Origin of the sequence: Amycolatopsis sp. NPDC006131 (assembly GCF_040614175.1) — a bacterium.
GTDB lineage: Bacteria > Actinomycetota > Actinomycetes > Mycobacteriales > Pseudonocardiaceae > Amycolatopsis_E > Amycolatopsis_E tucumanensis.
The window spans coordinates 1-12,229 of the sequence record NZ_JBEXTX010000167.1 but is presented as its reverse complement, the minus strand read 5'-3'; the positions used below and the strand labels follow the sequence as shown (position 1 = coordinate 12,229).

At 71.9% G+C, this 12,229-nt stretch carries 13 protein-coding genes; 8 read left to right on the top strand and 5 right to left on the bottom strand.

Annotated elements, in window-relative coordinates; genetic code table 11:
• Positions 1–39 precede the first annotated feature (39 nt).
• Entirely contained in the window at positions 40–402 is a 363-nt protein-coding gene (locus tag ABZ215_RS41220; RefSeq protein WP_354956206.1) for a DUF3817 domain-containing protein, read from the bottom strand.
• A 247-nt stretch (positions 403–649) separates the two neighbouring features.
• Here ABZ215_RS41220 and ABZ215_RS41215 point away from each other — a divergent pair, with 247 nt between their 5' ends.
• The 6 genes from ABZ215_RS41215 (at position 650) to ABZ215_RS41190 (ending at position 6,807) form a co-directional block, all read left to right on the top strand.
• Positions 650–1,894: an aspartyl protease family protein gene (locus ABZ215_RS41215; RefSeq protein ID WP_354956204.1), complete on the top strand. Its 1,245-nt coding sequence runs from the start codon at positions 650–652 to the stop codon at positions 1,892–1,894.
• A 102-nt stretch (positions 1,895–1,996) separates the two neighbouring features.
• Complete coding sequence (locus ABZ215_RS41210; RefSeq protein ID WP_237339257.1) at positions 1,997–2,980, top strand: LacI family DNA-binding transcriptional regulator; 984 nt, start codon at positions 1,997–1,999, stop codon at positions 2,978–2,980.
• A complete protein-coding gene (locus ABZ215_RS41205; RefSeq protein ID WP_354956202.1) occupies positions 2,977–4,002 on the top strand; it encodes a class I mannose-6-phosphate isomerase in 1,026 nt (341 codons plus the stop codon). The genes ABZ215_RS41210 and ABZ215_RS41205 overlap by 4 nt, the downstream gene beginning before the upstream one ends.
• Positions 4,002–4,769: an ATP-binding cassette domain-containing protein gene (locus ABZ215_RS41200; RefSeq protein WP_020420195.1), complete on the top strand. Its 768-nt coding sequence runs from the start codon at positions 4,002–4,004 to the stop codon at positions 4,767–4,769. Before ABZ215_RS41205 ends, ABZ215_RS41200 begins: the two co-directional genes overlap by 1 nt.
• Positions 4,766–5,800: an ABC transporter permease gene (locus ABZ215_RS41195; RefSeq protein ID WP_354956200.1), complete on the top strand. Its 1,035-nt coding sequence runs from the start codon at positions 4,766–4,768 to the stop codon at positions 5,798–5,800. The genes ABZ215_RS41200 and ABZ215_RS41195 overlap by 4 nt, the downstream gene beginning before the upstream one ends.
• 32 nt (positions 5,801–5,832) lie before the next feature.
• Positions 5,833–6,807: an ABC transporter substrate-binding protein gene (locus tag ABZ215_RS41190; protein WP_020420197.1), complete on the top strand. Its 975-nt coding sequence runs from the start codon at positions 5,833–5,835 to the stop codon at positions 6,805–6,807.
• Positions 6,808–6,852: 45 nt separating this feature from the next.
• Here ABZ215_RS41190 and ABZ215_RS41185 read toward each other — a convergent pair whose 3' ends face one another.
• Positions 6,853–7,563: an isocitrate lyase/phosphoenolpyruvate mutase family protein gene (locus tag ABZ215_RS41185; RefSeq protein ID WP_354956198.1), complete on the bottom strand. Its 711-nt coding sequence runs from the start codon at positions 7,561–7,563 to the stop codon at positions 6,853–6,855.
• Positions 7,560–8,024 (bottom strand): carboxymuconolactone decarboxylase family protein, encoded by a 465-nt coding sequence (locus ABZ215_RS41180; RefSeq protein ID WP_354956196.1) that lies wholly within the window; start codon positions 8,022–8,024, stop codon positions 7,560–7,562. The genes ABZ215_RS41185 and ABZ215_RS41180 overlap by 4 nt, the downstream gene beginning before the upstream one ends.
• A gap of 46 nt (positions 8,025–8,070) precedes the next feature.
• On the opposite strand from ABZ215_RS41180, the gene ABZ215_RS41175 reads away from it, so the two are divergent.
• The gene (locus tag ABZ215_RS41175; RefSeq protein ID WP_354956194.1) at positions 8,071–9,420 is read left to right on the top strand and encodes a PLP-dependent aminotransferase family protein; all 1,350 of its coding nucleotides are present in this window, start codon (positions 8,071–8,073) and stop codon (positions 9,418–9,420) included.
• Position 9,421: 1 nt separating this feature from the next.
• On the opposite strand, the gene meaB is transcribed toward ABZ215_RS41175, so the two are convergent.
• Positions 9,422–10,390, bottom strand: coding sequence for a methylmalonyl Co-A mutase-associated GTPase MeaB (meaB, locus tag ABZ215_RS41170; RefSeq protein WP_354956192.1), 969 nt, complete (start codon positions 10,388–10,390; stop codon positions 9,422–9,424).
• Complete coding sequence (locus ABZ215_RS41165; RefSeq protein WP_017984478.1) at positions 10,390–11,577, bottom strand: acetyl-CoA C-acetyltransferase; 1,188 nt, start codon at positions 11,575–11,577, stop codon at positions 10,390–10,392. The genes meaB and ABZ215_RS41165 overlap by 1 nt, the downstream gene beginning before the upstream one ends.
• A 118-nt stretch (positions 11,578–11,695) precedes the next feature.
• On the opposite strand from ABZ215_RS41165, the gene mce reads away from it, so the two are divergent.
• A complete protein-coding gene (gene mce, locus ABZ215_RS41160) occupies positions 11,696–12,139 on the top strand; it encodes a methylmalonyl-CoA epimerase (RefSeq protein WP_020420202.1) in 444 nt (147 codons plus the stop codon).
• Positions 12,140–12,229 lie beyond the last annotated feature (90 nt).

Sequence of the window (12,229 nt, the reverse complement as noted above, 5' to 3'; positions counted from 1 at the left end):
GCCGCCACGGGTCGTGGCGGCGGCGCTTCGCGGTGAAGATCAGGCGGAGACGGTGTCCCGGACGATCAGGCCGGTGCCGCCGTGGGTGAGGCGCTCCGGGCCGTCCAGCTTGCCGGTGCGCAGGGCCCAGGTCTCGAACCACCAGGTGAACAGCGGCGGGATGCCCGCCAGCAGCGCGGTGATCACGGTCTTCGGGCGCCAGCCGAGCGGCTTGAACACGGCCAGGGTGACGACCAGGTACACGACGAAGACGACGCCGTGGACCATGCCGAGCACCGGCACGCCGCCCTCGTTCGGGGCGTCGACGACGTACTTCAGGAACATCCCGATCAGCAAACCCGCCCAGGACAGCGCCTCGGCGACGGCGGCCACGCGGAACACGAGAGCGGCCTTGCTGGTCACTGCTTTCCTCCTTGTGAGAAGCACATGAGAAAACGTCCGACTCCGGTCTACGTCAACCACGCTGTCGGACGCTTCGGTACCCAGTGTGAGGCGTGATGGTCCTCACGGGTACCTCGGGGGTCGTGATCATCATCACGAGCGGTCGTCCACAGAGGATCCGCGTAGCCACACGGTCACCCACGGAATATGGATCACGTATGACGCCGTCATCGGTCACCGATCGGCCCCCGCCGGTAGGCCTTGTGGCATGACACTCAGCCGACGCGGTTTCCTGTGGCGGGCCGGCCTGGCCACCGCCACTGTCCCACTGGTGACCTCCGGTCTCGCGAACGCGACCGAAGCCGACCCGGACCGGCTGTTCCGGGCCGGCTCGTTCGACGCCGCCGACCGCGGCTACGCCAAGCTGCTGCGCCGGGACCCGGCGAACGCCCGCGCGGCCGCCCAGCGCGGCTACATCGCCCTGCTGCACAACCGGTTTCCCGACGCGGAACGGTTTCTTTCCCGCGCGCTCGAACTGGTTCCCGGCGATACCGACACCACCCGGAAGCTGGTGGAGTGCTTCGTCCGGCAGGACCGGCACGACCGCGCGGTGCCGTTGCTCGGGAGCACGCCGTTCGGGACCCAGTACGCCGCGTTGCGCGGCAAGCCGTGGGAGATCCGGGGGGCGACGGCGGTCCGGCTCCCCTTCATCGACCTCGATCCGCTGCCGACCGTCGAAGCGTCCCTCAACGGCGGTGAGCCCCGCCGGTTCCTCCTCGACACCTACGGCACGCTCGACCTGGACCAGCCGGTGGCCGACGAACTGGGCCTGCGCTCCCTCGCCACGGTTTCGGGTTACGCGGGCAACCGGCCGGTCACCATCAACCTCGGGATCCTGGACTCGATCCGGTTCGGCGACCTCGAAATCCGCAACATTCCCATGCAGTGGACGAACCAGCCCAAACCGGCGCTCCCGGACGGCGCGATTCCCGCCGGCGTGCTCGGCACGACGGTCTTCTACCGCCTGCTCACCACGATGGACTACGCCCGCCGCGCGCTGGTGCTGCGGCGAAAGGACACCCCGTTCCGGCCAGGGCCGCGTGCCGCACGAGTGCCGCTGTGGCTGGCCGGGGACCACTACCCGTGCTCGCTGGGCAGCCTCAACGACTACGGGCCGAAGATCGTCACGCTGGACACCGGCGGCATCGCCCACGGCCTGGACACCACGGTCGAGATGGCCGAGCGAGCAGGCATCCCGGTGGACTACGCGAACCCCGGCGAGATCAACGGCAGGCCGGTCTACCCGATCACCGCCGAGCGGATCGCGCTGGGCCGGGCCGTCGGCCACGACGTGCGCGGGTCCGCGAGCGCCGGTCCCGTCGAAGGCACGCCGGGCCCCGGGCAGTCGGCGATGTTCGGGTTCGACATCATCGCCAACTTCACCCACGAGTTCTTCAAGCCGTTCGCCGTCACCTTCGACTACACCGGCATGAACTGCTACCTGGAACCCTGACCAGCCGGGCGGCGGTTGACACACCGCCGCCCGGTGGTGTGAAATCCACCCGCTATGACAACGTTGTCGTCGGGTCCGGGGAAGGCGTCGCGGCGCGCCACGATGAACGACGTCGCCCGTCTGGCCGGGGTGAGCATCAAGACGGTCTCGCGCGTGGTCAACGACGAGCCCGCGGTGCACCCGGAGACGGCCGAACGCGTCCTGGCCGCCATCGACGAGCTCGGGTTCCGGCGCAACCTCGGCGCGCGCAACCTGCGCCGCGGCTCGACCACCGGCACCATCGGCCTGGTCGTCGAGGACGTGGGCAACCCGTTCTACTCCGAGCTCACCCGCGCCGCCGAGAAGGTCGCCACCGCGTTCGGCAGGCACGTGCTGTCCGGCTCGTCGGAGGAGGACTCCGACCGTGAACGCGAGCTGGCGCTGGAATTCTGCTCCCGCCGGGTCGACGGGCTGCTCATCGTCCCGGCCGGCACCCAGCACGGCTACCTGCTGCCGGAGATGCGGGCGGGCACGCCGGTGGTGTTCGTGGACCGCCCGGCCGGGGACATCACCGCCGACACCGTGCTGGTCGACAACGCGGGCGGCACCGTCGAAGCGGTCGCGCACCTGGCCCGGCAGGGGCACCGCCGGATCGCCTTCGTCGGCGACCGGCCGGACATCTACACCGCCGCCGAGCGCCTGCGCGGCTACCGCGAGGGGTGCGCCCGCGCCGGGGTCCGCTTCGACGAGCGCCTCGCCATCCTGCGCCCGCCGACCAGGCAGAGCGTCGCCGACGCGGTCGCCCGCCTGCTCGCCGGGCCGGACCCGGCGACCGCGATCATCGCGGGCAACAACCGCGTCACCGTCCACCTGCTGCGGGCGCTGGCCCACGTCGCGCCGCGCCCCGCCGTCGTCGGTTTCGACGACTTCGAACTCGCCGACCTGCTGGACCCGCCGGTGACCGTCGTCGCGCACGACGTGAGCCGTCTCGGGTCGGCGGCGGCCGAGCTGTTGTTCGCCCGCATCAACGGCGATGCCTCCGCACCGAGAAAGGTTGTCCTGCCCGTGCACCTCGTTCCCCGCGGCTCCGGTGAGGTGGCCCCGTGACCGCCCCGATCAAGCTCCCGGCCAACCAGCCCGCCCAGTTCTACCGCGGCGGCGCGGCGATCGCCGCGCTGCGCGGAGTGTCCGAACAGGACTCCGCCTTCGGCCCGGAGGACTGGGTCGCGTCGACCACGACACGCTTCGGCCAGGAGGAGTCCGGGCTGACCCGGCTGCCCGACGGCCGTTGGCTGCGCGACGCCGTCCGGGACGACCCGGAGTCCTGGCTCGGCGCCGAGCACGTCGCGGCGTTTCGCGACTCCACCGCGCTGCTGGTCAAGCTGCTCGACGCCGGCCAGCGGCTGCCGGTGCACTTCCACCCCACCGACTCGTTCGCACGCAAGCACTTCGACTCGCACTTCGGCAAGACCGAGGCCTGGATCGTGGTCGGCACCAGCGGCGACGACCCGCGCGTCTACCCCGGCTTCCGCGAGACGGTCAGCCCCGCCACCGTCGACGGCTGGGTGCGCGAGCAGGACACCGAGGCGATGCTCGGCGCGCTGAACAGCGTCCCGGTCCGCCCCGGCGACACGGTCTACATCCCGGCCGGCCTGCCGCACGCGATCGGCGCGGGCGTGTTCGTCGTCGAGCTGCAGCAGCCCACCGACTTCTCGCTGACCATCGAGTGGCGGAACTTCCTGGACGACCCGGACAAGGGGCACCTCGGCCTCGGCTTCGACACCGCGCTGCAGGCGCTCGACACCTCCGGCTGGGACGACGAGCGGCTGGCGGGCATCGTCAAGCACACCGCCGACGAGCCGGGGTCCACTGTGGACCTGCTGGCCGCGGGTTCGGCGGAGTTCTTCCGGGCCGACCAGCTCCGCCCGTCCCCCGCGCTCGCGCTCGACCCGTCGTTCGCCGTGTTCGTGGCGCTCGACGGGCAGGGCACGCTGCGCACCGAGCACGGCGGCGAGATCGCCGTGGCCAAGGGCGAGACGCTGGTCGTCCCGCACGCCGCCGGGCAGCTCGAACTGGCAGGCGACCTGACCGTCATCCGCTGCCGTCCCCCGGCCCCCGGAGCGCGCTGATGAACGACACCGTCCTGCTCGACGCGCGGAACCTGGTCAAGCACTACGGCTCGGTGGAGGCCCTGCGCGGCGCCTCCTTCCAGGCCCGCGCGGGTGAGGTGACCGCACTGATCGGGGACAACGGCGCGGGGAAGTCCACCCTCGTCAAGTGCCTGTCCGGCGCGGAGCAGCCGACCTCCGGCGAGATCCGGCTGGACGGCAGGACGGTGTCGCTCGACTCGCCGGTGACCGCGCGGCGCCTTGGCATCGAGACGGTGTACCAGGACCTCGCGGTCGCCCCGGAGCTCGACCCGGCAGCGAACCTGTTCCTCGGGCGGGAAATCCGCCGCAAAGGCATCCTCGGCAGGCTCGGCATGCTCGACAAGGCCGAGATGCGGCGGCGCGCGGTCGAGGAGTTCGACCGGCTGGGCGTGACGCTGCAGAGCACGGACGTGCCGATCGGCTCGCTGTCCGGCGGGCAGCGGCAGAGCGTCGCGGTGGCGCGGTCGGTGGTCTGGGCGTCGAAGGTCGTGTTCATGGACGAGCCGACCGCCGCGCTCGGCGTGGTGCAGCGCGAGCGGGTGCTGGACGTCATCCGGCGGGTCCGCGACGAGGGCATCGCGGTGGTGCTGATCAGCCACAACATGCCCGAGGTGCTGTCGGTGGCCGACCGCGTGGAGGTGCTGCGGCTGGGCACGCGCGTGGCCCGGTTCGTGGCGGCGGAGACCAAGCTCGAGGACCTGGTGGCGGCGATGACCGGCGCACTGACCCACGAGGAGGCGGCGTGAGCACGGCGGTCCAGACCGAGGTGAGCGGCGGGATCGGCAAGCGGTCCCTGGGACAGCGGCTGATCGGCGCCAACACGTTCTGGATCGCGCTGGTGCTGCTCGCGTTGATCGCGGTGTTCACGGTGCTGGCGCCGAACGAGTTCGCCACCGTGTTCACGTTCCAGACGCTGCTGATCGAGACGTCGGTGCTGCTGGTGCTGTCGGTCGGGATGACGTTCGTGATCATCACCTCCGGCATCGACCTGTCCGTCGGCTCGGTGCTGATCTTCGCCGGCATGGTGTGCGGCAAGACGATGGAGGCGCTCTCCGGCGGTAACGCGAGCACCGCCGGGTGGGGTGTGATCACCATCGGCCTGGTCGCGGCGGTGCTGGCCGGCACGGCGTGGGGGCTGATCAACGGGTTCCTCATCGCGGTCGCGAAGATCCCGCCGCTGATCGTCACGCTCGGCTCGATGGGCGCCGCGCTGGGTGCGGCGTACCTGCTCAACGGCGGCTCCGACGTGCGCAGCGTGCCGACCACCCTCAACCGCACGCTCGGCTACGGCACGTCGTTCGGCGGCGTCCCGAACCTGGTGCTGGTGGCCGCGGTGATCACCCTGATCGGCGCGTGGCTGCTGCACACCACCCGCTTCGGCCGCTACACCTACGCCGTCGGCTCGAACGCCGAGGCCGCGCGCCGGGCCGGGATCGGCGTGACCGCGCACCTACTCAAGGTGTACCTGCTGACCGGGTTCCTGGCCGGGGTGGCGGGCTTCCTGTCGCTGGCCTACTACGCCTCGACCACGATCACCGCGCACACCAACGACAACCTCAACGCGATCGCGGCGACCGTGATGGGCGGGACGAGCCTGTTCGGCGGCGTCGGGTCGGTGCTGGGCACGGTGATCGGGGTGTTCATCCCGGCGGTGCTGAAGAAGGGCTTCAACATCACGCACGTCCAGGACTTCTGGCAGATGATCGCGGTCGGCGCGGTGCTGGTGGCCGCGGTGTGGTTCGACCAACGGCGCCGCCGGGCGCGCAATTCCCGCTGAAATCCGTACAACGAGGTAGGGAGAGGGATCGGATGAAGTTGGCGCAGATCGCCGGACTGGCGGCGACCGCGGTGCTGCTGGCCGCTTGCGGATCGGGTCAGGTCGGCGGCTCCGGGGGCGCGGCACCGGAGAACAGCAAGCGGCTCACGCTCATCCCGGGCGTGCAGGCGGAGCCGTTCTACATCTCGATGCAGTGCGGCGCGCAGGCCGAGGCGCAGAAACTCGGCTACACCCTGGACACCTCGGCGCCGCAGAAGTTCGAGGCGGCGCTGCAGACGGAGAAGGTCAACGCGCTGGGCTCGAACCCGCCCGCCGCGCTGCTCATCGCGCCGACCGACGACACGGCGATGCTCGCGCCGATCCAGCAGGTCGCCTCGCGCGGCGTGAAGATCGTCGAGGTCGACACGGCGCTGAAGGACACCAGCGTGGCGCAGTCGTCGATCTCCTCGGACAACACGGCGGGCGGGCAGCTCGCGGCGGACACGCTGGCGCAGCTGGCAGGCGGGAAGTCCGGGTCGGTGCTGGTGCTGGACACGATCGCGGGCACCTCGACCACGAACGCGCGCGCGGCCGGGTTCGAGGAGCAGCTGAAGAAGTACCCGAACCTCAAGTCGGTCGGCATCCAGTTCACGCAGAACGAGCCGGAGCAGGCCGCGTCGAAGGTGACCGCGGCGCTCGCGTCGACCCCGGACCTGGTGGGGATCTTCGCGACGAACCTGAACACCGGCGAGGGCGCGGCGACGGGCCTGCGCAACGCAGGCAAGGTGGGCCAGGTCCAGCTGGTCGGCTTCGACGCCAGTCCGTCCGAAGTGGAGGGCCTGCGCAACGGCGAGTACCAGGCGCTGATCGCGCAGGACCCGGCGATGATCGGGCAGCAGGGCGTGCAGCAGGCGGTCGCCGCGCTGGAGGGCAAGCCGGTGACGCGCAACCTGACGGCGCCGCTGCACTCCATCACGAAGGCGAACATGGACGCCAACAGCCAGTACTTCTACAAGCAGTCCTGCTGAGGGGGCCGGGGAGGTGCGCCACTGGGGGTGCGCACCTCCCCGGTTTCACCGCAGCGTCTTCAGGTGCTCGGCCAGCCACCCGCGGGCGGCCCGCCACAACCCGGCGCCGAGCGAGATCCGCGCGACGCCCAGCTCGGCCAGCTCGGCGACGGGGCCGTTGGCGTTGACCGCGGCCGGGCTCACCGCACGCACGAACTCGGCCAGGACCTCGCGGTCGCGCAGCAGGATCGGGTACACGCAATCCGCCCCGGCTTCGAGGTACGCCCGCGCGCGTTCGACCGCCTCCGGCAGCACGGCACGCGGGTCCGGCGCGCCGAGGAACACGTCGATGCGGGCGTTGATCACCAGGTCCCGCCCCGCGGCCGCGCGCACCGCCGCCAGCCGGGCGGCCTGCTCCTCGACCGGCCGCGGGGCGCCACGCACATGGTCGGTGTCCTCGTAGTTGCACCCCACGGCGCCGGTCGCCAGCAGCCGTTCGGCGAACTCTGGTCCGGACAGCCCGTAGCCGCTCTCGGCGTCGACCGTCACCGGCACCGACACCGCACGGGCGATGCGGGCCGCGGCGGCGAACATCTCCTCGGCCGGTGCGGCCTCGCCGTCCGGGTAGCCCAGCGCGGCGGCGACGGCGACCGACGACGTCGCCACAACCGGGAAGCCCGCCTCCTCGACCAGCCGCGCGGTGTCGGCGTCCCACGCGTTCGGCAGGAACAGCGGCTTCCCCGGGACGTGCAGCGCCCGCAGCGCTTCGGCGGTCACCGGGGGTCCGCCGGGAGCGGCTTGTGGCTGGTGACGCCGAGCCGGTTGAACGCGTTGATCACCGTCGCCGCCCACGCGACCGCGACGTACTGCTCTTCGGTGAACACGCTGGTCGCCTGCTGGTAGACGTCGTCGGGCACGTCCTGGTTCTGCGGCAGCCGGGTCATCGCGTCGGTCAGCGCGAGCGCCGCGCGTTCCTGCTCGGTGTAGAGATCGGTCTCCCACCAGGCGCTGAGCATGATGATCCGCCGCTCGCTCTCCCCCAGCTTGCGGGCGTCCCGCGAGTGCAGGTCGATGCAGTAGGCGCACCCGTTGAGCATCGACGCGCGGATCTTCACCAGCTCGATCAGCCGCTGGTCCAGCCCCGCGTTCGCGGCCGCCTTCTCGACGACGGTGTGCAGGTGGAGGATCGACTTGTAGGCCTCGGGCAGCGCGGCGGACAACTGGATTCGCTTGGTCATGACGACCACGCTATCCGCCGCTGGCACACGAGTATGGTCCAGTTCTGTGGCACATTCGTGGTCCAGTTCCGACCTCCACCTCGACTGGTCGCCGTCCGCGGGCAGGCGCGGGCTGGCGGACGCGTTGCGCCGCGCCATCCGCGAAGGCCGCCTCGCGCCCGGCACGGCGCTGCCCTCGACACGAGCGCTGGCGGCCGACCTCGGCATCGCCCGCGGCACCGTCACCCGCGTCTACGGCGACCTGACCGCCGAGGGGTACCTGCGCACCAGCCAGGGCGCGCCGACCCGCGTCGCCGCCGGCCCGCGCCCGTCCGCGGAACCCCGCGAGAAGTCCGGGCCGCCCACGTCCGCCTGGTGCCGGGACGCGCGCTGGGATCTGTTCCCCGGGCGGCCCGACCTGTCGTCGTTCCCGCGCGCGGCGTGGGCGTCCGCGATGCGCCGGGTCCTGCAATCGCTGCCCGCCGGTTCGTTCGACTACGGCGACCCGGCCGGGCCGGCCGTGCTGCGCGAGGCCCTGGCCCGGTACCTCGCGCGCAGCCGCGGCGTGCTGGCCGACCCGGACCGGATCGTGGTGTGCGGCGGCTACTCCCACGCGATCAGCGTGCTCGGGCACCTGTTCGACGAGATCGCCTTCGAAGACCCGTCGCTGCCGGAGTTCCGCGACGGCGCGGCCAAGGGTGGCGCGAAGATCGTGACGGTGCCGGTGGACGAACGCGGCATCCTGGTGTCCGAACTGGACAGTCCGGTGGCGGTCGTGACGGCCGCGCACCAGTACCCGCTCGGGGTCACGCTCGCGCCGGAACGCCGGTCCGCGCTGGCCTGCTGGGCGGCCGCGGGCGGCCTGGTGATCGAGGACGACTACGACGGGGAGTTCCGGTTCGACCGCCAGCCGGTCGGGGCGGTGCAGTCGCTCGCGCCGGAGCGGATCATCTACGCGGGCGGCGTCAGCAAGACGCTCGCGCCGTCGCTGCGGATCGGCTGGCTGGTGCTGCCGCGGCGCCTGATCGGGCCGACGCTGGACACGATGACGGCGCTGGGCTGGCGGGCCCCGGTGATCGACCACCTGGCACTGGCGGACCTGCTGAACTCCGGCGCGTACGACCGGCACGTCCGGCAGCGCCGCGTCGCCTACCGCCGCCGCCGGGACCGGCTGATCGCCGCGCTGCCGCCGGGGTTCGTGCCGGAAGGCATCTCCGCGGGACTGCACCTGGTGCTGCGTGTGCCGGACGAAGCCGCTGTGCTGCGGGCGCTGCGCGCGCGATCGGTGGCGGTGGACTACCTGAGCCGCTACTGGACGGGCACCGGCCCCGGCGGACTGGTGATCGGCTACGCGACGCCGGCCGAGCACGCGTTCGGCCCGGCGGTGGAGGCTCTGGTGGACGGCCTGCGCGCCTGAGTCACCCGCGGTCGGGTCGCAGCGCCGCGAGGAGCTCGTCCGCCGCGGCGTACGGGTCCAGCTCGCGCTCGACGACCTTCTTCGCCACCGCGGGCAGGTGCCCGCCGCCGTGCAGGTCGGTCAGCCGCGCCTGCAGCTCGCGCAGCGCGATGGCCGCCACCTCGTCCGCGGCCCGATCGGCGCGGCGGCGCTCCAGCTCCCCGTGCGAAGTCAGCCAGTCGTGGTGCTCGGACAGCGCCTTGACCAGGTCCTGCGCGCCTTCGCCGCGCGCGGCGACCGTCCGCACGATCGGCTGCCGCCAGCTCTCGCCGCGGATCTCCCGCCGCGCGTAGGCGATCATCTGCTTCAGGTCGCGCACCACGGTCTCCGCGCCGTCGCGGTCGGCCTTGTTCACCACGAACACGTCGGCGATCTCCAGCACCCCGGCCTTGGCCGCCTGGATCCCGTCGCCGAGCCCGGGGGCGAGCAGCACCACCGTGGTGTCGGCCAGCTTCACGACGTCCACTTCGGACTGGCCGACCCCGACGGTCTCGATCAGGACGACGTCGAACCCGGCGGCGTCGAGCACCCGCACCGCCTGCGGCGTCGCCCAGGACAGGCCGCCCAGGTGCCCGCGGGTGGCCATCGAGCGGATGAACACGCCCGGATCGGTGGCGTGCTCGGTCATCCGGATCCGGTCGCCGAGCAGCGCCCCACCGGAGAACGGCGACGACGGGTCGATCGCGAGCACCCCGACGCGCTTGCCCTCCGCACGCAATGCGGACAACAGCATGGACGTCGAAGTCGACTTGCCGACCCCGGGCGGCCCGGTCAGGCCGATCACCCGCGCCCGGCCGGTGTGCGGCGTGAGCGCCGCGGCCACCTCACGCAGGCGCGGGTGCGCGTCCTCGACCAGCGAGATCAGCCTGGCGACCGCGCGCGGCTGTCCCTCCCGCGCGCGGTCGACGAGTTCCCCGACGTCCAGTGGCACTACAGCGCGGGCACCTTGATCAGCAGCGCGTCGCCCTGGCCACCACCACCGCACAGCCCGGCCGCGCCGAGCCCACCGCCGCGGCGGCGCAGCTCGTGCACCAGGTGCACGGCCAGCCGCGCACCGGACGCGCCGATCGGGTGGCCCAGCGCGATGGCGCCGCCGTCCACGTTCACGATCTCCGGGTCGATGCCCAGCGCCTTCGTCGACACCAGGCCGACCGCGGCGAACGCCTCGTTGATCTCGACCAGGTCCAGCGCGCTCGCGTCCAGCTTCGCCTTCGCCAGCGCGGCCTTGATCGCGTTGGACGGCTGCTCGTGCAGGCTCGCGTCCGGGCCGGCGACGACACCGTGGGCGCCGATCTCGGCGAGCGGCTCCAGGCCCAGCTCCTCGGCCTTGGCCCGGCTGGCGACGACGACCGCGGCGGCGCCGTCGGAGATCTGCGAGGCCGAGCCCGCGGTGATGGTGCCGTCCGAGGCGAACGCCGGGCGCAGCTTGGCCAGGCTCTCCGCGGTGGTGTCGGCGCGCACGCCCTCGTCGGTGTCGAACACGACCGGGTCGCCCTTGCGCTGCGGGATGGACACCGGCGCCAGCTCGGCCTTGAACCGGCCGGCTTCGGCGGCCGCGACCGCACGCTGGTGCGACCGGGCCGAGAAGGCGTCCTGGTCCTCGCGCGTGATGCCGTAGCGGGAGTTGTACTTCTCCGTGGAGGCGCCCATCGCGCACTGGTCGAAGGCGCAGAACAGGCCGTCGTAGGCCATGTGGTCGAGCAGCGCGGTGTCGCCGTACTTGAAGCCGGACCGCGACTTCGGCAGCAGGTGCGGCGCCTGGGTCATCGACTCCTGGCCACCCGCCACCACGAGGTCGAATTCGCCGGCGCGGATGAGCTGGTCGGCCAGCGCGATGGCGTCCAGGCCGGACAGGCACACCTTGTTGATGGTCAGCGCGGGCACGTCCATCGGGATGCCTGCGGCGACCGCGGCCTGACGGGCCGGGATCTGGCCCGCGCCCGCGGTGAGCACCTGACCCATGATCGTGTACTGCACCTTGTCCGGGGACACCCCGGCCTGCTCCAGCGCGGCCTTGATGGCGATCCCGCCGAGTTGCGCGCCCGTGAAGTCCTTCAGTGAACCGAGCAGACGCCCGATCGGGGTACGCGCGGCACCCAGGATGACGGAACCGGACACAGCAGCCTCCAACAGACGAACGACGGCGGTCGATCCGACGATACCCGGAGCAACCGTCCAGTACAGGTGTGAGCCGTGGCACCCACGCACCCAGGTGCCAAGCTTTATCCTCACCACTATGAATGACGCGCTGAAGCCGTTCGTGACGACCATCGACCACGTCGGCATCGCCGTCGCCGATCTCGACGCCGCGATCGACTTCTACGCGGAGAACTTCGGCATGATCGCCACGCACTCCGAGGTCAACGAGGAGCAGGGCGTGCGCGAGGCGATGCTGCACGCGCCGGGCGACGAGTCCGGCCCCGCCATCCAGCTGCTCGCGCCGCTGCGCCCGGACTCGACGATCGGGAAGTTCCTCGACACCAAGGGCCCCGGCCTGCAGCAGGTCGCCTACCGGGTCACCGACGTCGAGGCCGCGGCCGAGGCGCTGCGGGCCAAGGGCCTGCGCCTGCTGTACGACAAGGCCAAGCGCGGCACCGCGAACAGCAAGGTGAACTTCGTGCACCCGAAGGACGCCGGCGGGGTGCTGGTCGAACTGGTCGAGCCCGCCGCCGCGCACTAAGAGCGTGTCTCATGTGGTGTGTTTGCGGAGTTTCTTGTAGCAGGTCAGGGCGGCTCCGAGGGTGAGGAAGGCGAGGAAGTGGCTGGCTTT

Coding starts and splice junctions, on each gene's coding strand:
- ABZ215_RS41215 (WP_354956204.1), top strand. CDS start 650: ATGACACTCAGCCGACGCGGTTTCCTGTGGCGGGCCGGCCTGGCCACC.
- ABZ215_RS41210 (WP_237339257.1), top strand. CDS start 1,997: ATGAACGACGTCGCCCGTCTGGCCGGGGTGAGCATCAAGACGGTCTCG.
- ABZ215_RS41200 (WP_020420195.1), top strand. CDS start 4,002: ATGAACGACACCGTCCTGCTCGACGCGCGGAACCTGGTCAAGCACTAC.
- ABZ215_RS41190 (WP_020420197.1), top strand. CDS start 5,833: ATGAAGTTGGCGCAGATCGCCGGACTGGCGGCGACCGCGGTGCTGCTG.
- ABZ215_RS41180 (WP_354956196.1), bottom strand. CDS start 8,024: ATGACCAAGCGAATCCAGTTGTCCGCCGCGCTGCCCGAGGCCTACAAG.
- mce (WP_020420202.1), top strand. CDS start 11,696: ATGAATGACGCGCTGAAGCCGTTCGTGACGACCATCGACCACGTCGGC.